The 23826-nt window shown below is 68.3% G+C and carries 26 protein-coding genes; 14 read left to right on the forward strand and 12 right to left on the reverse strand.

All coding sequences use genetic code 11. From position 1 onward, the window contains the following. Positions 1-376: 376 nt before the first annotated feature. From IE302_RS40345 to IE302_RS40365, 5 genes are all read left to right on the forward strand, one after another. The gene (locus IE302_RS40345; protein WP_191259736.1) at positions 377-748 is read left to right on the forward strand and encodes a hypothetical protein; all 372 of its coding nucleotides are present in this window, start codon (positions 377-379) and stop codon (positions 746-748) included. Positions 749-1343: 595 nt separating this feature from the next. Next, positions 1344-2024, forward strand: a complete 681-nt coding sequence (gene pdxH, locus IE302_RS40350; RefSeq protein ID WP_191259737.1) for a pyridoxamine 5'-phosphate oxidase — start codon at positions 1344-1346, stop codon at positions 2022-2024. A gap of 119 nt (positions 2025-2143) precedes the next feature. Beyond that, positions 2144-3427 (forward strand): MFS transporter, encoded by a 1284-nt coding sequence (locus IE302_RS40355; protein WP_191259738.1) that lies wholly within the window; start codon positions 2144-2146, stop codon positions 3425-3427. Positions 3428-3451: 24 nt separating this feature from the next. After that, a complete protein-coding gene (locus IE302_RS40360) occupies positions 3452-4042 on the forward strand; it encodes a DUF3558 domain-containing protein (RefSeq protein ID WP_191259739.1) in 591 nt (196 codons plus the stop codon). An 89-nt stretch (positions 4043-4131) separates the two neighbouring features. Then, positions 4132-5517 (forward strand): APC family permease, encoded by a 1386-nt coding sequence (locus IE302_RS40365; protein ID WP_191259740.1) that lies wholly within the window; start codon positions 4132-4134, stop codon positions 5515-5517. A gap of 3 nt (positions 5518-5520) precedes the next feature. Here the strand turns inward: IE302_RS40365 and IE302_RS40370 are convergent, their stop codons facing one another. From IE302_RS40370 to IE302_RS40380, 3 genes are read right to left on the reverse strand one after another with little or no spacing between them, the layout of a single operon-like run. Further along, positions 5521-6348, reverse strand: a complete 828-nt coding sequence (locus IE302_RS40370) for an MBL fold metallo-hydrolase (RefSeq protein ID WP_191259741.1) — start codon at positions 6346-6348, stop codon at positions 5521-5523. Beyond that, positions 6345-7175, reverse strand: coding sequence for an MBL fold metallo-hydrolase (locus IE302_RS40375; protein ID WP_191259742.1), 831 nt, complete (start codon positions 7173-7175; stop codon positions 6345-6347). Before IE302_RS40375 ends, IE302_RS40370 begins: the two co-directional genes overlap by 4 nt. Beyond that, positions 7175-7738, reverse strand: coding sequence for a TetR/AcrR family transcriptional regulator (locus tag IE302_RS40380; RefSeq protein WP_191259743.1), 564 nt, complete (start codon positions 7736-7738; stop codon positions 7175-7177). The genes IE302_RS40375 and IE302_RS40380 overlap by 1 nt, the downstream gene beginning before the upstream one ends. Before the next feature lie 206 nt (positions 7739-7944). Between IE302_RS40380 and IE302_RS40385 the strand changes: the two genes are divergently transcribed. Continuing rightward, positions 7945-8730 (forward strand): aminoglycoside adenylyltransferase domain-containing protein, encoded by a 786-nt coding sequence (locus IE302_RS40385; RefSeq protein WP_191259744.1) that lies wholly within the window; start codon positions 7945-7947, stop codon positions 8728-8730. Here IE302_RS40385 and IE302_RS40390 read toward each other — a convergent pair. Further along, positions 8707-10215, reverse strand: a complete 1509-nt coding sequence (locus IE302_RS40390) for a fatty acyl-CoA synthetase (RefSeq protein WP_191259820.1) — start codon at positions 10213-10215, stop codon at positions 8707-8709. The genes IE302_RS40385 and IE302_RS40390 overlap by 24 nt on opposite strands. Before the next feature lie 73 nt (positions 10216-10288). On the opposite strand from IE302_RS40390, the gene IE302_RS40395 reads away from it, so the two are divergent. The 4 genes from IE302_RS40395 to IE302_RS40410 all read left to right on the forward strand — a co-directional run bounded on the left by IE302_RS40395 (position 10289) and on the right by IE302_RS40410 (position 13548). Further along, positions 10289-11194, forward strand: coding sequence for an aldose 1-epimerase family protein (locus IE302_RS40395; RefSeq protein ID WP_191259745.1), 906 nt, complete (start codon positions 10289-10291; stop codon positions 11192-11194). Next, on the forward strand, positions 11194-11688 hold the full coding sequence (locus tag IE302_RS40400; protein WP_229908282.1) for a GNAT family N-acetyltransferase: 495 nt from the start codon (positions 11194-11196) through the stop codon (positions 11686-11688). The genes IE302_RS40395 and IE302_RS40400 overlap by 1 nt, the downstream gene beginning before the upstream one ends. An 11-nt stretch (positions 11689-11699) precedes the next feature. Next, positions 11700-12929 carry an amidohydrolase gene (locus IE302_RS40405; RefSeq protein WP_191259747.1) on the forward strand — a complete coding sequence of 410 codons (1230 nt, stop codon included), beginning with the start codon at positions 11700-11702 and terminating at the stop codon, positions 12927-12929. 67 nt (positions 12930-12996) lie between these two features. Then, on the forward strand, positions 12997-13548 hold the full coding sequence (locus IE302_RS40410; protein ID WP_191259748.1) for a hypothetical protein: 552 nt from the start codon (positions 12997-12999) through the stop codon (positions 13546-13548). A gap of 85 nt (positions 13549-13633) precedes the next feature. On the opposite strand, the gene IE302_RS40415 is transcribed toward IE302_RS40410, so the two are convergent. Together IE302_RS40415 and IE302_RS40420 are read right to left on the reverse strand one after the other, a co-directional pair. Then, positions 13634-14251 carry a Uma2 family endonuclease gene (locus tag IE302_RS40415; RefSeq protein ID WP_191259749.1) on the reverse strand — a complete coding sequence of 206 codons (618 nt, stop codon included), beginning with the start codon at positions 14249-14251 and terminating at the stop codon, positions 13634-13636. A 73-nt stretch (positions 14252-14324) separates the two neighbouring features. Continuing rightward, positions 14325-15470, reverse strand: coding sequence for an acyl-CoA dehydrogenase family protein (locus tag IE302_RS40420; RefSeq protein WP_191259750.1), 1146 nt, complete (start codon positions 15468-15470; stop codon positions 14325-14327). Between the two features lie 103 nt (positions 15471-15573). On the opposite strand from IE302_RS40420, the gene IE302_RS40425 reads away from it, so the two are divergent. The 4 genes from IE302_RS40425 to IE302_RS40440 all read left to right on the forward strand — a co-directional run bounded on the left by IE302_RS40425 (position 15574) and on the right by IE302_RS40440 (position 20143). Then, positions 15574-16176 carry a TetR/AcrR family transcriptional regulator gene (locus IE302_RS40425; protein ID WP_191259751.1) on the forward strand — a complete coding sequence of 201 codons (603 nt, stop codon included), beginning with the start codon at positions 15574-15576 and terminating at the stop codon, positions 16174-16176. A gap of 43 nt (positions 16177-16219) precedes the next feature. Then, positions 16220-17161, forward strand: coding sequence for a carbohydrate kinase family protein (locus IE302_RS40430; RefSeq protein WP_191259752.1), 942 nt, complete (start codon positions 16220-16222; stop codon positions 17159-17161). Positions 17162-17353: 192 nt separating this feature from the next. Then, positions 17354-18670 (forward strand): citrate synthase, encoded by a 1317-nt coding sequence (locus IE302_RS40435; RefSeq protein ID WP_191259753.1) that lies wholly within the window; start codon positions 17354-17356, stop codon positions 18668-18670. A 123-nt stretch (positions 18671-18793) separates the two neighbouring features. After that, complete coding sequence (locus IE302_RS40440) at positions 18794-20143, forward strand: cryptochrome/photolyase family protein (protein WP_191259754.1); 1350 nt, start codon at positions 18794-18796, stop codon at positions 20141-20143. 63 nt (positions 20144-20206) lie between these two features. Here IE302_RS40440 and IE302_RS40445 read toward each other — a convergent pair whose 3' ends face one another. The 6 genes from IE302_RS40445 to IE302_RS40470 are packed head-to-tail and all read right to left on the reverse strand — an operon-like array spanning position 20207 to position 23816. Further along, the gene (locus tag IE302_RS40445) at positions 20207-21397 is read right to left on the reverse strand and encodes an ABC transporter permease (protein ID WP_191259755.1); all 1191 of its coding nucleotides are present in this window, start codon (positions 21395-21397) and stop codon (positions 20207-20209) included. After that, positions 21394-22320, reverse strand: a complete 927-nt coding sequence (locus IE302_RS40450) for an ABC transporter ATP-binding protein (protein WP_191259756.1) — start codon at positions 22318-22320, stop codon at positions 21394-21396. The genes IE302_RS40445 and IE302_RS40450 overlap by 4 nt, the downstream gene beginning before the upstream one ends. Continuing rightward, positions 22317-22547, reverse strand: a complete 231-nt coding sequence (locus IE302_RS40455; RefSeq protein ID WP_191259757.1) for a hypothetical protein — start codon at positions 22545-22547, stop codon at positions 22317-22319. Before IE302_RS40455 ends, IE302_RS40450 begins: the two co-directional genes overlap by 4 nt. Next, positions 22544-23008, reverse strand: coding sequence for a hypothetical protein (locus IE302_RS40460; RefSeq protein WP_191259758.1), 465 nt, complete (start codon positions 23006-23008; stop codon positions 22544-22546). The genes IE302_RS40455 and IE302_RS40460 overlap by 4 nt, the downstream gene beginning before the upstream one ends. Next, entirely contained in the window at positions 23005-23550 is a 546-nt protein-coding gene (locus tag IE302_RS40465) for a hypothetical protein (protein ID WP_191259759.1), read from the reverse strand. The genes IE302_RS40460 and IE302_RS40465 overlap by 4 nt, the downstream gene beginning before the upstream one ends. Further along, positions 23547-23816, reverse strand: coding sequence for a helix-turn-helix transcriptional regulator (locus IE302_RS40470; RefSeq protein ID WP_005155992.1), 270 nt, complete (start codon positions 23814-23816; stop codon positions 23547-23549). Before IE302_RS40470 ends, IE302_RS40465 begins: the two co-directional genes overlap by 4 nt. Between the last annotated feature and the right edge of the window lie 10 nt (positions 23817-23826).

Below are 23826 nucleotides of genomic sequence, written 5' to 3' on the forward strand. Positions count from 1 at the left end.
GAAGGGGAGTAACTCGGGCGTGGAAAGTTCCGGCGGTTCGAGCGCAGGACTGATCGACCGGTGTCGGGCTCCTCATGGAAGCCCGGCCGGCAATAGTGGATGGATCAACCGCACACCCGGCCGTCCCATCCCAAACCTCTGAACACTCTGGATAGAGGTGATCACCCCGTTGCTCTCGGCGGCGATCCTATCGAGTGGCGCAAGGCCTACCTAGTGTGATCGTCAGCTCTTGCCTGATTTGCTGTCACATTCTGCTAAATCCGGCCGTTCGCCCCAAGGGGCACAGTCTCGGCAGGTGGGCAACCCTTCCCAGGGCGGCGTACGTCCATCGGGTGGCGGGTGAAAACTTCGCCCGTCTTCCGGGAGGGAGCAGAGGATGAGATTTCGTGCGGCCGCGTTGTGCGTCGCGGGGGCGGCGATCGTGTCCACCTTGGCCGGGGCGGGGCAGGCGAACGCGACCAGACCGTCCAGTCTGGTCTTGAACCCGGGCACCGTCGTCGCAGGTGGGACGGTCACCGCGGACATCTATTGCCTGCGCCCGTCGGGTGCGGGCGAGCTCGCGACAACGCTCACCGCGGCCGGTCTCGCCGCGCCGATCCCCTTGCGGGTGGTGGGCGACGGCGGCACCGGCGGCATCGGTGTCGCGCTCCGGGGCGACGGTCCAGTGGGGACGGTGCCGGGCCGGTACACGGCGTCGTACGACTGCTGGGGCTGGATCGTCCGCGCGGAGTTCACTGTCACGAACTGACAGCGAAGACGGGAGACGTGGAGGCCGGTTTCGGGACGAATTGCCGTCCCGGGGCCGGCCTTCCGGCACATCCTGCCGGGATCTGTCGCGGAGGTTTCCCCGGTGGCTAATTTCTGTCAAACGACAGAATTAACGGTCCGCCGGACCGGGTGCCCTCGCGGGCCGGGCGTGAATGGCCGGAAGAATTGTTCGAGGACGCCGGAATGGTCGATGAAGAAAAGGGGAGTGTGAAGTCCGGTCTTCGACGAACGATTTCCTGTCGATCTGTGCGGACCGGGTCTGTCCAGGCAATTCTCACGCCCGGTAAAGGCGGGCGAGTCCGAATTCTCGGCATCGAGTGCGATTCCCCGGGTCGCTGGGCCGATTCGGAACAATGCGGCGCCGGACCCCGGACGGCGGCAGTCCGCCCTGGATCGATCAGGGACCGGAAGGTAACCGGGAGGTAACGGCTTGCGGTCCGGCGGTTACGCACAGATGATCGGGCGGGGGTGGCGGGTGTCACCGTTCAGTGGGTTTCGCCGCCGCGTCGGAGGCAATACCGTCGGCGGCAAAGCCGAAGTCACAGATGCCCCGACCGGGTACGGAGGTTTGGCGGATGATGCCGGAGATCAAGGATGGCGTGGACGGGGACGCCGTCGTGCGCCTGCCCGGGATGCGGGTGGCCTACGAAGGCGCGGCCTTCGACGAGTCCGCGCTGGCGGAGACCTGGACCGCCCAGCTGCAGGACTGGCTGAACCAGGCCGTCTCCGCCGGGGTCGCCGAACCGAACGCGATGGTGCTTGCCACGGCCGACCCGGAAGGCAGGCCGTCCTCCCGGACCGTCCTGTGCAAGGGCCTCGACGAACGCGGCGTCGTCTTCTACACGAACTACACCTCGACCAAGAGCCACGACCTCACCGCGACGCGCTACGCGTCGATCACCTTCCCGTGGTACGCCCTGCAGCGTCAGGTCCACGTGCGCGGCGAGGTGGAGAAGGTCAACGTCGCCGAGACCGCCGAGTACTGGGCCTCCCGGCCGCGGGGCTCGCAGCTCGGGGCCTGGGCCTCGCCGCAGTCCCGCGTCGTCGACGGCCGCCGCGCCCTCGAGACCGCGCTGCACGGCATCGAGCGCCGCTTCGCCGACGTCGAGAACATCCCGTTCCCGCCGCACTGGGGCGGATGGCGCATCCGGCCCGACGTCGTCGAGTTCTGGCAGGGCCGCGAGGACCGCATGCACGACAGGCTCCGCTACGTCCGCACCGACGACGGCTGGCAGATCGAGCGCGTCGCGCCGTAGCTCAACTCGCGTGAAGGCCCCCTTCCCTCGGCTCAGCCGAGGGAAGGGGGCCTTCACGCGCCACCAGGTGACATAAATCGCGCGCGATTGGTTAGTTAGCGCGGCTAAGCTGTCGGGTTGTGAGTGATGACGTCGGGGTGGAACAGCGCAAAGGCGTCCGCAAGCTGTTCGGCTCGATCGTCGTGGACACCCGGCCGCTCAAGATCCCCGCGTTCCGCCGCCTCTGGCTCTCCACCGCCGTCACCGCCATCGGCAGCCAACTCACCGCCGTCGCGGTCCCCAAACAGGTCTTCGACCTCACCGGTTCGTCGGCGTACGTCGGCCTGACCGGCCTGGTCGCGCTGATCCCGCTGCTCGTCTTCGGCCTCTGGGGCGGCGCCATCGCGGACGCCGTCGACCGCCGCAAGCTCCTGCTGATCACCAACGTCGGGGTCACCGTCACCTCGGCCGTCCTGTGGTTCCAGGCGTTCGTGAACGTCGGCTCCGTCTGGCTCGTCCTCGCCCTGCTCGCGGTCAACCAGGCGTTCTTCGCGGTCAACATGCCGACCCGCAGCGCCGTCGTCGCCCGGCTGGTGCCGGACAACCTGATCGCCCCCGCGACCGCGCTGAGCAGCACGATGGCCACCTTCGGCGCGGTCTTCGGCCCGCTGCTCGCCGGTTCGCTGATCCCGATCCTCGGCCTCTCGACGCTCTACCTGATCGACGTCGTCGCGCTGACCCTGACCTTGATCGCGGTCTGGAAACTGCCCCCGATCCCGCCGGTCGGCGAGATCGCGCGCCGGGCCGGGATCCGCGACATCATCGACGGCTTCAAGTACCTGGCGACGCAGAAGATCCTGCTGGCGTCGTTCCTCGTCGACATCATCGCGATGGTCGCGGGCATGCCGCGGGCGCTGATCCCGGAGATGGCGGAGCGCACCTTCGGCGACCCGCCCGGCGGCGGACCCGCGCTGGGCTGGCTGTACGCCGCGCTCCCGGCGGGCGCGATGCTGATCGGCCTCTTCTCCGGCTGGCTGACCAGGATCGGCAAACAGGGCGCCGGCGTGATCGTCTCGGTTTGCGTCTGGGGCGCCGCCATCATCGGGTTCGGGCTCGCGAACTCGCTGTGGCTCGCGGTCTTCTTCATGGCGCTCGCCGGGGCCGCCGACATGGTCAGCGCGATCTACCGGATGTCGATCCTGCAGGTCGCCACCACCGACGAGATGCGCGGACGGCTCCAGGGCGTGTTCACCGTCGTCGTCGCGGGCGGCCCGCGGATCGCCGACCTCACCCACGGCTGGGCGGCCGCCGGTGTCGGCACCGCGGCCGCTGCTTCCGGCGGCGGGGTGCTGGTCATCGTGCTGGTCGTCGGCGCCGCGCTGCTGATCCCGTCCTTCTGGCGGTACCGGGCCCCGGTGGACTGATTCGCCGGGGCTATCGTCGGTCCCATGCGTATTTCACGGGCGATCGTCCTGTTCGCCGCTGTCATCGCGACCCTTTCCGCCTGTTCTTCCGGGGACGGGAAATCGGACAACGCGGCCAAGCCGTCCAGCCAGGCTCCCGCCCCGTCCTCCTCCGCCGCGCCGAGCTCGTCGGCCGCTCCCACCGGTGGTGCCGGTTCGAAAGAGCCGTGCGCGCTGCTGCCCGCCGAGGCCGTCGGCAAGGCCGTCTCCCTCCAGGGCGTGACGTCGGCGCCGGGCCCGGTGCAGGACAACGCCGCCAACGGCGGCAAGGCCAAGAGCTGCGTCTACTCGGCCGCCGGCAAGCAGATCGGCGCGCTCGCGGTGACCCGCTTCGAGAAGAACCCGATCAAGCCCGCCGAGATGGTCGCCGCGCTGAAGAAGGCGAAGCCGAACGCGAAGGACGTCGCCGGTGTCGGCGAGGGCGCCATCTACTACACCGACGAGAACAAGACCGCGACGCTGGCGGCCGCGGAACTCGTGAACAACGTCCCGGTGCTGGTCAACTACACCGGTCCGGTGAAGATGACCCAGGAGATGATGGCCCCGCTGGTGAAGACCGCGGTCGACGCGAACTGATACCCCGAATCGGTCTCCGTCAACCCGTGACGAAGAACTGACCAAATCGGACTGTCGGCCACAGACGTGATGCGGCACACTCTTGCCGCATGGCGGACACGACGACAACGGAACAGGCCGGCCCTGCCGGTCAGCCGAGCCTCAAACGGGTCATGGGTTCCAAGCTCCTGCTGTTCTTCGTGGTGGGGGACATCATCGGGACGGGCGTCTACGCGCTCACCGGGCAAGTGGCGGGACGGGTGGGCGGCGCGCTGTGGCTGCCGTTCCTGATCGCCTTCGTGGTCGCGATCATGACCGCGTTCAGCTACCTGGAACTGGTCGGCAAGTACCCGCAGGCCGCCGGCGCGGCGCTCTACGCGCACAAGGCGTTCAAGATCCGCTTCCTCACCTTCATGGTGGCGTTCGCGGTGATGTGCTCGGGGATCACGTCGGCCTCGTCCGCGGCGAAGGCCTTCGGCGACACCTATCTGGCCGAGTTCATCACCGCGCCGATGCCGCTGGTGGCGATCCTGTTCGTGATCGGTCTCGCGCTGATCAACTTCCGCGGGGTCTCCGAGTCGGTGAAGACCAACGTGGTGCTGACCTGCATCGAGATCGGCGGTCTGCTGATCATCATCGGGGTCGGCGTGTGGGCGGTGCTCAACGGCAACGGGGACGCCTCGCGGCTGGTCGAGTTCGACACCGAGAACCAGACGATGCTGGTGGCGATCACCTCGGCGACGTCGCTGGCGTTCTTCGCGATGGTCGGTTTCGAGGACTCGGTCAACATGGCCGAGGAGTGCAAGGACCCGATCCGGATCTTCCCGAAGGCGATGCTGTGGGGCATGGTCATCGCCGCGACCATCTACATCCTGGTCTCCGTGACCTCTTCGCTGCTGGTGCCCGCCGATGACCTGGAAGCGGCCAAGAGCAGCGCGCTGCTGAAGGTGCTCGACGTCGGGGCGCCCGGTTTCCCGCGTGAGGTCTTCTCCGCGATCGGTCTCTTCGCGGTCATCAACTCGGCGCTGATCAACATGCTGATGGCCAGCCGTCTGCTCTACGGCATGGCGAACCAGCGGATCATCCCGAAGCAGCTGGGCACGGTGCACCCGTTCCGTCGCAGCCCGTGGGTGGCGATCGTGTTCACCAGCGTCATCGCCATCGGCCTGGTGTCCTTTGTGGACATCAGCGTGCTCGGCGGTACGACGGCGTTGCTGCTGCTGGCGGTCTTCGCCATCGTCAACGTCGCGGTGCTGGTCCTGCGCAAGGAAAAGTCGGCGCACAAGCATTTCCGCGCGCCGACGATCATCCCGGTGCTGGCCGCGATCTTCTGTCTCTACCTGGTGACGCCGTTGTCCGGGCGGCCCGCGCGCGACTACAAGGTCGCCGCGATCCTGCTCGGTGTCGGAGTCGTGCTGTGGGGGATCAACTGGCTCGTCATGCGGGCCACGCACAGCGAAGAGGACCGGCAGCCCATCGAGCCGCCGGTCGGCTGACCCCTATCCGCGGCTGAGGGCCTGGTACTCCACCGGGCTGTGGGCCGAGAACACGGTGATCTCGTCGGCGTGTTCTCGGCTCAGCTCCCGCAGCCGTTCGACGTTCTCCAGCCGCGGCTTGCGCAGCGTCTGCACCATGTTCTGGAACGCGGTCATCCCCGGCGGGCAATGCGGCTTCACCGGATCCAGCTGACCGTGGAAGAAGTACGCGTCACCCGCGTGCAGCAGCCAGCCGTCGCCGGTGTCGACCGCCACCCCGGTGTGCCCCTTGGTGTGTCCCGCGAGCGGCACCAGCAGGACCTCCGGCGGCACGCCCTTGAGCTCGCGGACGGCCTGGAAGCCGAACCATTCGTCCCCGGCCTCGTCGTACGTGCTCCACAGTGGACGGTGGGCGAACTGGTTGGCGCGGAACCGCGCCTTCTCGCCGACGTTCGCGGGCGACGTCGCCGCGTCGTGCTCGGCCGTGCGGACGTGCACGACGGCGTTCGGGAAGTCCGCGAGCCCGCCCGCGTGGTCGACGTCGAGGTGGGTGCAGACGATGTGCCGCACGTCTTCCAGCTTGTGTCCCAGCGCCTCGACCTGATGGGCCGCAGTCTCCACCTCGACCGGTTTCGCGCCGACCATCAGCGTGAACGGCGTGCCGAGCCACGCGCCGGGATCCGCGACGCCCTTGCGGCCGAAACCGGTGTCCACCAGCACGAGCCCGTCGTTCGTCTCGATCAGCAGGCAGTGCGCCACCAGTTCCGAGCGGCGGAACAGCCCCGGCTGGCCGTCGAGGAACCTGCCTCCCGGCGCCCGCATCGTGCCGCAGTTCAGATGGTGGACCTTCATAGCCTGCTCCTCTGGCTGAGCCGTTCGAATGCGGTGGCGTCGTGCGCGGCGAAGACCGTCACCTCGTCACCGTTGTTACTGACAAGTTCGCGCAGCCGGCGCTGGTTGTCCAGTCGTGCCGTTTTCTCCGTCTGCATGTACGACTCGAAGAAGCCGAGTGCGAACGGGATGTGCGGCTTTCGTTCCAGTTCGCCGCCGTGGAAGACGGCGTCACCGGCGTTGAGGAGCCAGCCGTCACCCGTGTCGACGGCGATGCCGGCGTGCCCGCGGGTGTGCCCGGCGAGGGGGATGATCAGCACGTCCGGCACCCCTTCGAGCTCGCGGACGGCGTCGAAACCGAACCAGGGTTCGCCGTCGGCGCGGTACGACTTCCAGATCGGGCCGTGGTCGAACTGGACCTTCCGGTAGCGGCTCGCCTCCTTGCGATCGATCGGCTTCTCCAGCGCCTGGAGCTCACGGGCGTGGACGTGGACCCGTGCCTCGGGGAAGTCGACGAGCCCGCCCGCGTGGTCGAGGTCGAGGTGGGTGAGCACGATGTCGCGCACGTCGGCCGGGTCGAAGCCGAGCTTGCGGATCTGCGTGGTGGCGCTGAGATCGTCGTCGCTGTCAGGGTGGACCAGCCGGACGAAACCGGCGCCGAGCCATTCGGCGGGCCGGGTGACGGTCGGCGTGCCGACGCCGGTTTCGATGAGCACGAGCCCGGTGTCGGTCTCCAGCAGAAGGCAGTGGCAGATCAGTTCCGCGCGGCGGAAGAGGCCGGGCCTGCCGTCGACGAGTTTGCCGCCGATCGGCCGCATGGTCCCGCAGTTCAGGTGATGGACGCGCATCAGGACAGCTCCCGTTCGAGTGTGTCGGCCAGATGAGGGGCGATCGCGCGCAGCGGCGCGGTGTCGTGCAACGTCTTGGCCAGCAGCAAGCCGCCCTCGATCGAGGCGAGGATGACGGTGGCCAGGTGGCCCGCTTTTTCGGTGTCGAGTGCTTCGGAGATGAGGGTGTGCCAGGAGGTGTAGCCGTCGGCGCAGGCCTGGCGGATCTCCTCGCTGTCCCCCGACGCGTCGAGCGCGACCGTGGCGAGCGGGCAGCCGCGCTGGAAATCCGACTCCTCCAGCGAGGTCGCGAGCGCGTCGATGACGTTCCGGATGCCGGTGACGACGTCGGGCGAGTTCGCGACGATCGTGCGCAGCTGGTCGCAGAGCCGGTCGGCGGACTGGCGGATGGCCTCGGCGGCGAGCTGCTCCTTGCCGCCGGGGAAGTGGAAGTAGAGCGATCCCTTGGGCGCGCCGACGGCGGCGACGAGCTGGTTGAGACCGGTGGCGTGGTAACCCTGCTGATGGAAGAGCTCGGCGGCGGAGTCGAGCATGCGCTGCCGGGTGTCGGTGCGGCGAACCATGCGGCCGACTGTAGCCCAAACTATGACGACCGGTCTAGTAAGCATGTGACGCCGGACTCGCGTGATCAAAGACGGAACTCACGTGATTGAAGACGGAACTCGCGTGATCAGACGTCGAACACCGAGTGCGGCGTCCAATCACGCGAGTTACGTCCCTGATCACGCGAATCGCGCTTTAGCGTCGCGAGCCGGGTAGCGTCCGGCTTGTGTACACGCCTTACGCGGAACTCGACGAAGTCCTCACCGGCCTGGTCGCCTCGGCCCGCGAGATCCTCGGCGACACCTACGTCGGCGCGTACGTCCAAGGGTCCTTCGCGCTCGGCGCCGGCGACCTCCACAGCGACTGCGACTTCGTCATCGCGACCACCGAGCCGCCGAGCGGTGAGGCCGAGGCGGGCCTCCGCGTGCTCCACGACGAACTTCCCACCAGGGAAGGCTTCTGGTGCAAGGAAATCGAGGGCTCGTACGCGGACGTCGCGTCCTTGAAAACCAGCCGAGGGCTCGGCACACCCTGGCTCTACTGCGATCACGGCCATCGCGTCCTGATCTGGGACACGCACTGCAACAGCCTCCACACGCGCTGGATCCTGCGCCACCGCGGCATCGTGCTCGACGGTCCGCCGATCGCGAGCCTGGTCGACGAGCCGCCGCCGGAGGCGATGCGAGCGGCGATGCGCGAGGAACTGCACGGCCTCGTCGACGGCGTCCGGACGTGGGCGCCCTTCGACATCGCGTGGACCCAGCGCTACCTCGTGTCGACTTGTTGCCGGGTGCTCTACACCTTGCGCACGGCCGAGGTCGAGTCCAAGCGCGGTGCGCTCCTCTGGGCTCGCGAGAACCTCGATCCGCGGTGGCGGCCGCTGCTCACGCAGGTCCTTCAAGACCGCGAACTCGGCTGGGATCCGGAGGATCCGCCACGGCCGGGCAGTCTCGAAGCGGCTTGTGAGTTCGCGGCGTACGCCGAGTCCCTAGACGCCGATCGCGGACGCTGACCCGCCGAACTGTTGCCGCAGTTCGCGTTTGAGCAGTTTCCCGGACGCGTTCTTCGGCAATTCGCCGACGAAATGCACCGACTTCGGCACCTTGTGCGCGGCCAGGGACTTCTTGGCGAACTCGATCAGCTCCGCTTCCTCGACCGGCTCCTTCACCACGACCACCGCGGCGATCGCCTCGATCCAGCGTTCGTGCGGCAGGCCGACGACGGCCACTTCGGCGACGGCGGGATGCGTGTACAGCGCGTCCTCCACCTCACGCGACGCGACGAGCACGCCGCCGGTGTTGACGACGTCCTTGATCCGGTCGACGACGAACAGGTAGCCCTCCTCGTCCTGCCGCACGAGATCCCCGGAGTGGAACCAGCCGCCCGCGAACGCCTCCACCGACTCCTCGGGCTTGCCCCAGTAGCCCGTGCACAACTGCGGCGAGCGGTACACGACCTCGCCGAGTTCGCCCGGCGGGAGATCGTTCATCTCGGCGTCCACCACGCGGGTCTCGACGAACAGAACCGGGCGGCCGACGGAATCCGGCCGCGCGTCGTGCTCTTCGGGACGCAGAACCGTCGCGAGTGGACCGATCTCCGACTGGCCGAAACAGTTGTAGAAACCGACTCCCGGCAGCTGCCCGCGGAGCTTGTCCAGCACCGGCACGGGCATGATCGAAGCGCCGTAGTACGCCTTGGTGAGACCGCGCAGATCCGCCTCCGCGAGACCGGGATGATTCGCCAGTCCCACCCAGACGGTCGGCGGGAAGAACAGGGAAGTGACGCCCTGGCGCGGGATCCGCGCGAGGATGTCGCCGAGATCGGGCGCCTCGACGAGATGGTTCGTCGCGCCGACGGCCAGCCCCGGCATGAGGAACACGTGCATCTGCGCCGAGTGGTACAGCGGCAGCGCGTGCAGCGGCACGTCGCGATCGCTCAGGTCGAGCGCGGCGATGCAGGACGAATACTCGTGCACCAGCGCGCGATGGGTGAGCATCGCGCCCTTCGGCCGGGAAGTCGTCCCGGACGTGTAGAGCAGCTGGACGAGGTCTTCGTCGGCGACCCCGGACTCCTCGTGCGGGGTGACGGTTTCGTCCAGCGCCCAGCCGAGAATGTCCGAAGTGGACTTATGGGCGGACGCCACGTGCCCGGCCAGCGCGGGGTCGACGAAGGCGACGGCGGGTTCGGACTGCGTGAGCAGGTACGCGAGCTCTTCACCGCGCGCGTTGAAGTTCACCGGCACGTGCACCAGCCCGGCCCGCGCGCAACCGAGGTACAGCAACAAGTACGCGTCGGAGTTCTTGCCGAAGGCCGCGACGCGGTCACCGTGGACGAGCCCGCTTTCGAGCAGCTTCGCCGCGACCCGGCCCACCGCGCGGTCGAGCTCCGCGTACGTCCACACGCGATCGGCGAAGGTCAGCGCGACCCGGTCCGGGACGCGGCGCGCGCTCCGCTCCAGGACGCGGCCGACGGTGCTGGGGTAGCCGGGAACGGTCATCGCGGCGGTCTCCTTCGTCCGGGCGTGGCGTTCCCAGACTACGTTCCCGGCGGGCGCCGGTAACCTCGTCGGCATGGCCAATCCCACCGGAGAGCAGTTCGAGATCACCCGCGGCAACGCGCGCGCCGTCGTCACCGAGATCGGTGCCGGCCTGCGCGCGTTCGAGGTCGGCGGGGTGCCGTACGTCGAGGCGTTCGCCGAGGACGAGAAGCCGCCGAAGGGCGCCGGGCAGGTGCTGCTGCCGTGGCCGAACCGCACCAAGGGCGGCCAGTGGGTCCACCAGGGCGAGAAGCAGCAGCTCCCGATCACCGAAGAGGCGCGCGGCAACGCGATCCACGGCCTGACCCGGCACGAGGAGTGGGAGCTGCTGGAGCACGCGGAGTCGTCGATCACCCTGGCCGTCGACGTCCCGGCGCAGGAAGGCTGGCCGGTGCCGTTGCGCGCGACGATCACCTACGAGATCTCGCCGCGCGAGCTGGTCGTGACGCACGAGATCCGCAACGAGGGCGAGAGCCCGATCGGCGTCGGGCTCGGCACGCACCCGTACTTCCGCATCGGTGACGCGCCCACCGACGAGCTGACCCTGACGCTGCCCGCGAGCCGGGTCCGGCCGTACCTCGGCGACGAGCAGATGCCGTACGCCGAGGAACAGGACGTCGAGGGGACCGAGTACGACTTCCGGTCCGGGAAGCTGCTCGAAGGCGTCGACCTCGACACCGCGTTCGGCGGGTTGAGCCTCGCCGAGGACGGCAACCATCACTACGTCCTCTCGCACAGCGAGCGGGAGCTGGTGGTCTGGGCCGGGCCGGACTTCCACTGGGCGCAGGTGTTCACGCCGGACGACCTGGTCGGCCGCGGCCGGGCGGTGGCGATCGAGCCGATGACCTGCCCCGCCGACGCGCTCAACACCGGCACCGACCTGATCGAGCTGGAGCCCGCGTCCTCGTGGACCGGGAGCTGGGGAATCCGGGTGCGGTGATGGCAGCACCGCCGCCGCCACTCCGGCTGGGGCCCGTGGACGCGGGCGAAATGCTCACGCTGCAGCGCGCGGCGTACGTCCCGGAGGCGCGGGCGCACGAGAACATCGACCTCCCGCCGCTGCTGGAGACCTTCGAGCAGACCAAGGCGGCCCTGGGCGATCCCGCGTGTTTCGCCTGGGGCGTCAGGGAATCCGGGCGGCTGGTGGCGAGCGTCCGGATCGTCGTGGACGGCGGCGCCGGTCTCGTAGGCAGGCTCATCGTGGCCCCGGACCGGCAAGGACACGGGCTCGGCAGCTCGTTGCTGCTCGCCGCCGAAGCGGCCATGCCGTCTTCGGTGACCGTGTTCCGCCTGTTCACCGGTGAGCGCAGCGCCGGTCCGCTGCGGATGTACCGGAAACTCGGCTACGTCGAGACGCACCGGACGCGCGAGGAGCACTACGAGCTCGTCCACTTCGAAAAGCCCCGCGTGCGGACAGGCGGCCCAGTTCGTTAGCGTGTCAAAGTATGTCTGACAAAGCACAGGTCAAGGCCATCGTCGGTGGTTACGTCGTCCCGGTCGACGGCGAACCGATCGACGGCGGCACGGTCCTCATCGAGAACGGGAAGATCGCCGCGGTCGGCACGGACGCCGACGTCGACGTCCCCGACGACGCCGAACTGATCGACGCCGCGGGCAGCTGGGTGCTGCCCGGGTTCATCGACGCGCACGCCCACCTCGGCGTCCACGAGGACGGCGAAGGCTGGTCGGGCAACGACACCAACGAGATGACCGACCCCAACGGCGCGCGGTTCCGGGCGATCGACGGCATCGACCCGTACGAGCCCGGCTTCGACGACGCGCTCGCGGGCGGTGTCACCAGCGTCGTCATCAAGCCCGGTTCGGGGAACCCCATCGGCGGGCAGACGATCGGCGTCAAGACCTGGGGCCGGACCGTGCTCGACATGATCTTCGCCGAGGGCGTCAGCGTGAAGAGCGCGCTCGGCGAGAACCCGAAGCGGGTCTACGGCGAGAAGAAGCAGACGCCGTCGACCAGGCTCGGTGTCGCGTCGACCATCCGGGACGCGTTCACCGCCGCGCGCAACTACGCCGCCCAGCGCGACCACGCCGCCGGCGAGGGCAAGCCGTTCGACGTCGACCTGACCAAGGAGACGCTGGCCAAGGTCCTCGACGGCGAGCTGTACTGGGACCAGCACGTCCACCGCGCCGACGACATGGTCACCGCGATCCGGCTGGCCGACGAGTTCGGCTACAAACTGGTGATCAACCACGGCACCGAAGGGCACCTGATCGCGGACCTGCTCGCCGAGCGGGACGTGCCGGTGATCCTCGGCCCGCTGTTCACCACCAAGTCCAAAGTGGAGCTGCGCAACCGCACCCTGCGCGCGCCCGGCATCCTCGCCAGGGCGGGCGTGCGGATCGCGATCACCACGGACCACCCGGTCGTGCCGATCAACTTCCTGGTGTACCAGGCCGCCCTTTCGGTGAAGGACGGTCTCGACCCGGAGACCGCGCTGAAGGCGCTGACCGTCAACCCGGCCGCGATGCTCGGGCTCGACGACCAGGTCGGCGCGCTGAAGCCGGGCCTCGACGCCGACGTGGCCATCTGGTCGGGTGACCCGCTGGACGTGATGAACCGGGCGATGCGGGTGTTCGTGCGCGGGCGCGAGGTCTACCACTTCGACGAGGAGACCGGGGTCGGCGTCACCGAGGAGCGCCGTTACCGCGAGAGCTGAGCACGCTCTTGCCACGGGACGGGGACCTGTGCTCTCATGTGTGACACACGGGGAGGGTGTGTAACACATGAAGCGCTGGGTCTTCGTCCTGGTCGTCGGTATCGGGTTCTTGGTCGTCACCTTGCTGTTCTCGCGCGAGGACCCGAATCTCATCAAATGCGGCGGCAGGATCATGTCGCCAGGGGACGTCTGCGAGACCACGAAGAACGGCCGTAGCACGGGTGAGGACACCTACGCCGAGATGAAGGCCGCCGCCGAATCCCGTGCCGAGACGTTCCGGAATCACGGTCTCTGGATGGCAGGCGTCGGGGTCGCGCTGACCGGCTTGGGCACGACGATGCTCATCCGCGGAAAGCGGCGCAAGGCGCGAGAGCCTGTCGCCGCCGGGCCGGGATTCCCGCAGCAGCAGGGATTCCAGCAGCAGGGATTCCAGCAGCAGGGATTCCGGCAGCAGGGCTATCCGCAGCCGCACGTCGCGGAGGCCGTCCCGCCGTACCCGCCGGGACAGCCTGGGCCTCAGTGGCAGCCCGGGCCGTCGCAGCAGCCGTATCCGCCTCAGGCCGGATGGCCACAGCAGCCGGGTGGCCCGCCGCAGCAGTTCGGCCCGCAGGGGCACTGAGGGGCCGGCCGCGACCGGACTCGCATGACGTGAAAGCCACGTTCGCAACGTTGAAGGTTGCGAAAGTGGCTTTCACGTCATGCGCTCAGGAAAGCAGCCGGCCGAGGTCCAGTTTCACCGGAAAAGGCTCGGCTGCGGTGAATTCGACCGTCATGGCGGGAGCATCCTGGTAGCCGAGTTCGCCCGCCTGGTGACAGGCGACAAGCGAGACGGGCTCGCTGAGATCGACGATCCAGTAATGCGGAATCCCTGCGTCGGCGTACTCGCCGTGCTTGGTCACGTAGTCGGTGCGCTTCGAGCCAGGTGACACGATCTCGACCACCACGACGACGTCGTCCGCGTGGTACATCGTGTCTTCCGCGTCGATCCGATCGCCGGCTTCACGAAGGGCGATGATCAGGTCCGGGCGCCGGGCGAAACCCGGCTCGCCAGGCGGAACCAGCCCGAGGTCGACATCGATGTCCTGGATGAATTCGAGGTGCTCGGGCAGCTGCGATTCGAGTTGCCTCGCCAAGGCGTACAACGCCTTGTTGTGTCTCCTCTTGGGGCTCGGTGACATGACGAGGCGGCCTTCCACGAGCTCGGTGAATCCGGAATCGGGCTCACCGAGCGCCGCGTACTCCGCGACCGACAGCAGGTGATCCGGGATGGCCCACCCTGGTTCACCGTGCGACCCGGTCGTGGAGTCGGGAAGGGCTGTCACAGCGTCTCCTCACGTCTTCCACAGTGTCTCACGGCCACAGGATGACCACTGGTGATCGTATCAGCGCGGAGAGTCAGGATTTCCGGAGTTCCCGCGCGATCACCATGCGCTGGATCTGGTTCGTGCCCTCGAAGATCTGCGGCACCTTCGCCTCCCGCATGTACCGCTCCACCGGGAAGTCCTTGGTGTAGCCGGCGCCGCCGAGGACCTGCACCGCGTCGGTGGTCACCTTCATCGCGCCGTCGGTCGCGACGAGTTTCGCGATCGACGCCTGCCGCTGGAACGGCAGGCCGCGGTCGCGGCGGCGGGCCGCGTCGAGGTACATCGCGCGCGAGGTCTCGACGGTGGCGGCCATGTCGGCCAGCAGGAACTCCAGGCCCTGGAACTCGATGATCGGCCTCCCGAACTGCGTGCGGCCCTTCGCGTACTCCAGAGCCTCGTCCAGCGCGGCCTGCGCGAGGCCGACGGCGCAGGCGGCGATGCCCAGCCGTCCGGAGCTGAGTGACGACAGCGCGATCTTCAGCCCTTGGCCTTCTTCACCGATCCGCCGGTCGGCGTCGACGGCGGCGTCTTCGAACAGTAGCTGCGCGGTGGTCGACCCGGTGAGGCCCATCTTCCGCTCGGGCGGCGCGGCCGAGAGGCCCGGCGTCGCCGCGTCGACGAGCAGGCAGCTGATGCCTTGGCCGCCGTCGTCGCTGGTGCGCACCATGGTCGTGTAGAAGTCGGCCTCACCCGCGTGGGTGATCCATGCCTTCGTGCCGTTCACGACGTACCGGTCGCCGTCGACCCGCGCGCGGGTCGAGAGGGCCGCCGCGTCCGAGCCGGCGTGGGTCTCCGAGAGCGCGTACGCGCCCAGCAGGCCGCCTTCCAGCATCGCGGGCAGCCAGCGGTCGCGCTGCTCGTCGGTGCCGTGGTGCGCCAGCGCGAAGCAGGACATCGTGTGCACGGAGAGCCCGACGCCGACCGACATCCACGCGGTCGCGATCTCCTCGAGCACCTGCAGGTAGACCTCGTACGGCAGTTCGCCGCCGCCCCATCGTTCGGCGTACGGCAGCCCGAGCAGCCCAGCCTGGCCGAGCAGTCGGAACTGCTCGCGCGGGAAGTGCGCGGTCTCTTCGTACTTGCTCGCGATCGGGGCGAGTTCTTCGCGTGCGATCTCCTTGGCCAGATCGATCAGATCCCTGGCCTCGGTGCTGGGCAGCAGACGGTCCGCCGGCATGATTCCTCCGCGCTGAACTGTACTCAAAACAGTACTGTGGGCTGTTTCAGCGTACAGTAGATGGCGCTGGGGGTACACCGTCCGCGTAAGGGATAGTGATCCGATGACCGAGAGCAGGACCCCGCGCCGTCAGCCCACCGCGCGCCAGCGAGCACTGCTCTCGGAACTCGAAGCGCTCTTTCTCGCCGAGGGGTTCTCCCAGTTCACGCTGGACGACCTCGCCGCCAGGCTCCACTGCTCGAAATCGACCCTCTACGCGCTCGCGCCCAGCAAGGAGCAGCTCGCGGTCAAGGTCGTCGCGCACTTTTTCAAGGGCGCCGCCGAGCTCCTGGAGGAGCGGATCGCCGGTATCGACGACGCTCGCAAGATCCTCGGGGAGTACCTCGCCGGGATCTCCGAATACCTGAATCGCGCCTCGGCCGCTTTCATGACCGACATCGCCGAATTCGCGCCGGCGCGGGACGCGTATCAGCTCAACAGCCGTGCCGCGGCCCAGCGGATCCGGTCGTTCATCGACCGCGGTGTCACCGACGGTGTTTTCCGCGAGGTGCACGCGCGGCTGATCGCGGAAATGGCGGGGCTGATCATCGAGGGAATCCAGACCGGCGTGGTCGGTCAGCGCGCCGGGGTGACCGATGCCGAAGCGTTCACCGCTTTGTCGGAGCTTTTGCTCGGCGGGCTCGCGACAAAAAATGTCCTGAACTGACAATCATGGTGGTGTCACCGCCATCTCGGCTAGCATCGCGCCCGTGATCGTGGTGGGTGGAGAGGCGCTGGTCGACCTCGTTCCTGGTGAACCGTTGGATTCCACTGTGGACGGTGGGTTGCGCGCGCTGCTGCCCCGGATGGGTGGTGGTCCCTACAATGTCGCGCTCGCCGCCGGGCGGCTCGGCGTCCCGACGGGCTTCCTCTCGCGCGTCTCGAACGACCGTTTCGGAGTCGCGCTGGTGGACCGGCTGCACGCCTCCGGTGTCGACACCGCCTTGCTGCAGCGGGGAAACGAGCCGACGACGCTCGCCGTCGTCGCGCTCGACGAAAAGGGTTCCGCGCAGTACACCTTCTACACCGAGGGCACCGCGGACAGGCTCGTCGGCGACCCCGGCCCGCTGCCCGAAGATGTGACGGCGCTCTCCCTCGGCACCCTCGGCATGGTCCTGGAGCCGGGCGCGAGCACGTACGAAACCGTGTTGCGCCGGGAATCCGCCCGCGGCGTGCTGACCGTCCTCGACCCGAACATCCGCGCGGCGCTGATCACCGATTCCGCCGCGTACCGGGTGCGGTTCGAGTCCTGGTTGCCGCATATCCGCCTGCTGAAGATCTCCGACGACGACACGGAATGGCTCGCCGAAGGCGCCGATCCGGTCGACGCGGCAAAGGTCTGGACCTCCAAGGGGGTCGACGCCGTGGTGCTCACCCGCGGCGCGCAGGGGTTGTCCGTCATCACACGGGCGGGGGAAATCGCGCAGGTCCCGTCACGCCGAGTCGCCGTCGTCGACACGATCGGCGCGGGGGACACCGTGCAGGGCGCCCTGCTGGCGTGGCTGTACTCGAACGGGGTGCGTGACGTGTCCACTCTCGACGCCGGCGGCTGGCGCACGGCGCTCGAATTCGCGGCGAAAGCGGCGTCGATCACGGTCTCGCGGAGTGGCGCGGAACCGCCGACGGCCGAAGATATGGCTTCCGCCGTGTGAACCTGGTCCCAAAGGGGCTGTTGTGAGCAACTCACCCGCTGCGCGTTGACCCCATTCTCGACTAGCGTGGAGGGGAATTCATACCCCAGCGGGGCGGTGTGCAGCGAGGCCATGGGTCACGCGCGTGAAAGAGGGCGTACCTGTGGAACCTACAGGCGCCGCCGGCCCGTGCTGAACGTGAGAGGGACTTACATGTCCGACGCGACGACGGCTGCGGGGCAGTCCGGCGAGACCGCGACGCTGCGCCTGCCCAATGGCGAGCACGAGTTCAAGGTGATCCACCCGGTCGAGGGTGCGCCTGGGATCGAGCTGGGGAAGCTGCTGGCGACGACCGGGTACATCACCCACGACCCGGGGTTCGTGAACACCGGTGCCGCGTCGTCGGCCATCACCTACATCGACGGTGACGCCGGCATCCTGCGCTACCGCGGGTACCCGATCGAGCAGCTGGCCGAGAAGTCGACCTTCATCGAGGTCTCGTACCTGCTGATCTACGGCGAGCTGCCCACCCAGGCGCAGCTGTCCGAGTTCACCGAGAAGATCCAGCGCCACACCCTGCTGCACGAAGACCTCAAGGCCTTCTTCAGCGGCTTCCCGCGCGACGCGCACCCGATGCCGGTGCTCTCCAGCGCGGTATCGGCGCTGTCGACCTTCTACCAGGACTCGCTCAACCCGTTCGACGAGGCGAACGTGGAGCTGTCCACCATCCGCCTGCTGGCCAAGGTCCCGACCCTGGCCGCGTACGCGTACAAGAAGTCCGTCGGCCAGCCGCTGCTGTACCCGGACAACTCGCTCGGCCTGGTCGAGAACTTCCTGCGGATGACCTTCGGCTTCCCGGCCGAGCCCTACGAGGTCGACCCGGACGTCGCCAAGGCGCTCGACCTGCTGTTCATCCTGCACGCCGACCACGAGCAGAACTGCTCGACCTCGACCGTGCGCCTCGTCGGCTCCTCCGAGGCGAACCTGTTCGCCTCGATCTCGGCCGGTATCAACGCCCTGTTCGGCCCGCTGCACGGTGGCGCCAACAGCGCGGTCCTGGACATGCTCGAGGGCATCCAGGCCGAGGGCGGCGACGTCGCGAACTTCGTCACCCGCGTGAAGAACAAGGAAAAGGGTGTCCGCCTGATGGGCTTCGGGCACCGGGTCTACAAGAACTACGACCCGCGCGCGAAGATCATCAAGAACACCGCGGACGAGATCCTCTCCAAGCTCAAGGGCGGCGACCAGCTGCTCGACATCGCGAAGAAGCTGGAAGAGACCGCGCTCTCGGACGACTACTTCATCGAGCGCAAGCTGTACCCGAACGTCGACTTCTACACCGGCCTGATCTACCGGGCGCTCGGCTTCCCGACGAAGTACTTCACCGTGCTGTTCGCGCTGGGCCGCCTGCCGGGCTGGATCGCGCACTGGCGCGAGATGATCCAGGACCCGGCCACCAAGATCGGCCGCCCGCGGCAGATCTACACCGGCTCCGCCGAGCGGAACTACGCGCCGATCTCGGAGCGCTGACCAGCCCGCTTCCCGCAAGTGTCATGAAAGGGCCGTTCCTGACGTTTTTCGTCAGGAACGGCCCTTTCATGACATCCGGGGGCCGGACTGCGCTCACCGCCGGTACCGCTTAGGGTTCCCGGGGTGACCAGAGAAGCCCCCGTAGTGCTGTGGTTCCGCCGCGACCTCCGCCTCGGAGACCACGCCGCCCTGCTGGAAGCCTCGAAGCACAGCAAGCACGTCCTCGCGCTGTACGTCCTCGACGACGCGCTCCTCAAGCCCTCCGGCGCCCCGCGCGTCGCGTTCCTGCACGGCTGCCTGAAGGCACTGGACGACCAGCTCGGCGGACGGCTGATGCTCGTCAAGGGCGACCCGGTCGAAGAGGTCGTCAAGGCCGCGCGGAAGATCGGCGCCGCGGCCGTGCACGTCAGCTCGGACACCGGTCCGTACGGCCGCCGTCGCGACGACGAGGTCAAGAAGGCCTTGGCGGAGCACGACATCGCCTGGACCGAGACAGGCTCCTCGTACGCGATCACCCCCGGCCGGATCACCAAGCCGGACGGCGATCCCTATCGCGTGTTCACCCCGTTCTATCGCGCCTGGGTGCGCCACGGCTGGCCGCGCCCCGCCGACACTGGAAAGTCCATAGTGGACTGGGTGGAGCCGCCGCGTTCGGTCAAGCTCCCGAAATCCCCGTCGCTCAAAGGCATGGAGCTGCCGGAGCCCGGCGAGAAGGCCGCGCTGGAGCGCTGGCACGAGTTCCTGGACGACGGCCTGGAGACCTACGACGAGGATCGTGACCGCCCCGATCGCCCCGGTACGACCAGGCTTTCGCCGTACCTGCGCTGGGGGTGCGTCCACCCGCGCACCCTGCTGGCCGACCTCGCCGGGAACGAGGGATCCGGCGCGAAGTCGCTGCGCGGGGAGTTCGCCTGGCGCGAGTTCCACGCCGACGTCCTGTGGCACCGCCCGGAAACCGCGCGCAAGAACTACGATTCCCGCTTCGACGCCATGGAACACGAGAGCGACGACGAGGCCTTCAAGCGCTGGTGCGAGGGGCGGACCGGGTTCCCGATCGTCGACGCCGGGATGCGGCAGCTGCTCGCCGAGGGCTGGATGCACAACCGCGTCCGGATGATCGTGGCGAGTTTCCTGGTCAAGGACCTGCACCTGCCGTGGTGGCTGGGCGCGCGGCACTTCATGCGGCACTTGGTCGACGGCGATCTCGCGTCCAACCAGCTGAACTGGCAGTGGGTCGCGGGCAGCGGCACCGACGCCGCGCCGTACTTCCGGATCTTCAACCCGACCACGCAGGGGGAGAAGTTCGACCCCTCGGGTGAGTACGTCCGCCGCTACGTCCCCGAACTCCGGTCCGTGCAAGGGAAAGCGGCGCACAAACCGCAGGGCGTCAAGGACTACCCCGCACCCATGGTCGACCACGCCCACGAACGCCAGGTCGCCCTGGAGCGCTACGGCGCCATCAAAGGCACCTAAAGCGCGTGAAGGCCCCCTTCCCTCGGGTGAGCCGAGGGAAGGGGGCCTTCACGCGCGAAGCGATCAGCCCTTGAGAGCCTCGGAAAGCTTGATCCGGCTCCCGACCCGCAGGACGCTGTTCTGGTAGATCCGCGCGCCCAGCCAGGTGAACAGGGCGATGGCGCCCACGGTCAGGCCCAGCGACGCCGCGACCTCCCACACCTCGACGGTCCCGGCCGCGATCCGCGCGGGCATCAGCACCGGTGACAGCAACGGCACCAGCGACAGGATCTTCGTGGCCGTGCCCTCCGGCGCCTGCGCCAGCAGGTTGAACCCGACGACGAAGCCGAGGATCAGCACGATGTTGACCGGGCCGATGACCGACTGGGTGTCCTCCTGCCGGGAGACCAGCGAACCCATCGCGCCGTAGACGGTGGCGTACAACAGGAACCCGAGCAGGTACCAGACCACGCCCCACAGCAGCGCGCCGGTCGCGACCCCGGACAGCGTCAGCACGTTGGTCGACGACGCGACGAGCAGTCCGGCTCCACCGATGATCACCAGCTGCGTCAGCCCCACCAGGCCGAGCCCGATCACCTTGCCCAGCAACAGATGCCATGGCCGGACGGTCGACAGCAGGATCTCGACCACCCGGCTGGACTTCTCCTCGACCACGCCCTGCGCGACCAGCGTCCCGTAGGTCACGATGCTCATGTACAGCAGCACGGCCACGATCAGCCCGATCACCATCCGCTGGGACTTCTCCGGATCCGGCGGTTTGATCGAGGCGACCTCGACCTGGGTCTGTCCGACGGTGCGCATCACCTCGTCGGGGGACTTCTGTGCCTCGGAAAGGATGCCGTTGAGCACTTCCTGCTGGGACACGCCGTTCAGCACGGTGCGCAGCTTGGTGTCCAATTCGGACTTGACGAGCACCTTCAGCTCGGTGGCGTTGCCGGACAGCAACGCGTCGAGATCGCCGTTCTCGACCTGCGTCTTGCCCTGCGCCGGATCGGCGACGGTGACGGTCTCGATCTTCTCGCCGATCGCCTCGCCCGCCTTCTGGAGCTGCTGCGCGATCCCGGCGGTCTGCCCGGTGAGCCCGATCTTGCTCTTGTCCTGGTTGTCGGCCAGCGTGGACTGCAGCAGGACGTAACCCATCAGGATGACCAGCAGCACGGCGGTGCCGATCACGAAGGACCGGGTGCGGAGCCGGGTGTTCAGTTCACGTTTGGCGATGAGCCAGACCGCGCGCCATGAGGAAACGGTGTTCATGCGGAAACTCCCTGTGCGGCGGGCTTTTCGGTGACCGCGTCGCGGAACAGCTCGGTCAGCGAACGCCTGCGCTTGGTGAATTCGGTGACCGGGCCGGTGGCCAGCGCCGCGGCGAGCACGGCCTGGTCGTCGGCTCCCGCTTCGAGTTCGAGGATCGACGTCGGGCCGTTCTGCTCGACGGACCGGACGCCGGGAACGGCCGAAGCCCAGCCGGGCGAGGCGCCGGGCGCGGTGACGACGAGGCCGTTGCCGGCGCCCGCGGTCAGCTCGCCGACGGTGCCCGAGGCGACCATCCGCCCACTTCGGATGATGCCGACCCGGTCGCACAGCCGCTCGACCAGATCCAGCTGGTGACTGGAGAACACCACCGGCACGCCGGTCGCGGCCTTCTCGCGCAGCACCCCGCTCATGACGTCCACGGCCAGCGGGTCGAGGCCGGAGAACGGCTCGTCCAGCACGAGGACCCGCGGATCGTGCACGAGCGCGGCCGCGAGCTGCACCCGCTGCTGATTGCCGAGGCTCAGCTTCTGGACCTCGTCCTTGCGGCGTTCGGTCAGCCCGAGCCGGGCGATCCAGTTCTCGGCGCTGCGGTGGGCGTCGTTGGCCGACATCCCGTGCAGTTCGGCGAGATAGACCAGCTGCTCCAGCACCTTCATCTTCGGGTACAGGCCGCGTTCCTCCGGCATGTACCCGATGTGCGTGCGGGTCTCGTGGGTGATCGGCGCGCCACCGAAGCGCACCTGGCCGGAGTCGGCCGCCAGCACCCCGAGGACGATCCGCATGGTCGTGGTCTTGCCGGCGCCGTTGCTGCCGACGAACCCGAACAGCTCACCGGGCTGGACCTCGAAGCTCACCTCGTCCAGCGCGACCTTCGCGCCGTACTTCTTGGAGATCCGGTCGATCTCCAGCTTCCCCTCGCTCATTTCCACTTCCCCTCCTCCAGATACCGCACCAGCGCCGTGATCCCCCGATGGACGCCGGAAACCGTGCGGTTGCGCTGGACCAGTCCGTCCAGCTTGACGTTGCTCACCACCGAAGTGGCCCGGTAGACCAATACCGCCCTGGCCGCGCCGGCGAACACCCCGCCCGCCACCAAGGCGACGGCGACCACACCGATCGACAGCCGGTAGCGCTTCTTGTCCCCGGTCATCCCGGAATCCCCTCGTCGATGTCTGCGAAGTCTTCGGGATCGTCGTCCGGCAGTCTCCAGGCGAGCCAGAGAGCCGGCAGCGACGTACCGAAGACGAACAACGCCGCTGTCATCGAAGAAAGCAGGGAGCCGGAATCCGGCTGCCCGGCCGCGTAGAGCCCGTACGCGAGGTCCACCAGCATCAGCAGACAGATCCCCTGGAACGCCGCGTAGTGCGCGCGGTTGCGCAGCAGCAGTTCGCGCTCGTCGAGGTCCTTCGCCGCGGAGCCCGGTCTGCCGACCGAACGGCGCAACACGGCCGCGGCTCCGACGCACAGGCACAGCCCGGGACCCATCATGCCGACGGCGAACCACAACGTCGGCTCGCGCAGCAACGCCGCTCCGGCGATGACCACGAGGTGGCCGATCACCGCGGCGACGGCGAGCCGCCGCCGGTCCGAGCGGGTCCTGGTGACGGTCATGCCGGAATCTCCTCGTCGAAATCCTCCGGATCGTCGTCCGGCAGCGACCAGCCCAGGATGACGCCGGACAGCGTGGTGCCGGCGACCAGCAGCGCGCAACCCATCATCGCGCCGCGCGCGCCGCCGTCCTCGGTACCGGAGACGATCAGGCCGTAGAACACCGCGATGATCATCAGCGCGACCAGGACCTGATAGCTGATGAACGTGGCGCGATGCCGCCATTCCCGCTCGCGTTCGTCGAGCCGGATGGAGAACCCGTTGCTCATCTTGCCGGTCAGGATCCGCAACAGGTAGTGCGCGCCGCCCGCGACGATGCTGCCGCCGAACCAGCACAAGAAGAAGACCACCTCGGGTGCGACGTGGAACAGGGCGGCGCCGGTGATCAGGATCAGGTTGCCCGCCACCACGAACACGCTCAACGTCCGCCGCCGTTTCCTCGTCCGCCAGGTCGGGAGCCGCTGGGCGCGTTTGCGTTCCAGCGCCTCCCAGCGTTCCTGCTGGCGTTCCCAGTACACCGCGAGACGGCCTCGCTCGTCACTCATGTTCCCCCCTCCCGGTAGACCTGAGTGGACAGTGGCGTGAACGGTTCGCGGCTGAACACGGCCTCGACCGGGAGGTCGAACACCGCGCAGATGCGAAACGCCAGGTCGAGGCTCGGGTAGTGGTCGCCTCGTTCGAGCGCGCCGATGGTCTGCGGGTTGACCTCGACCGCGGTCGCGAGGGCGGCCCTGCTCAGTCCGCGCTCCGCTCGGAGCACGGGAAGCCGGTTGTAGATCGGCAGCTCTTTGCCGCGTCTGACCGGGCTCATGGAACATACT

The sequence above is a fragment of the Amycolatopsis oliviviridis genome, from assembly GCF_014654365.1.
Lineage (GTDB): Bacteria > Actinomycetota > Actinomycetes > Mycobacteriales > Pseudonocardiaceae > Amycolatopsis > Amycolatopsis oliviviridis.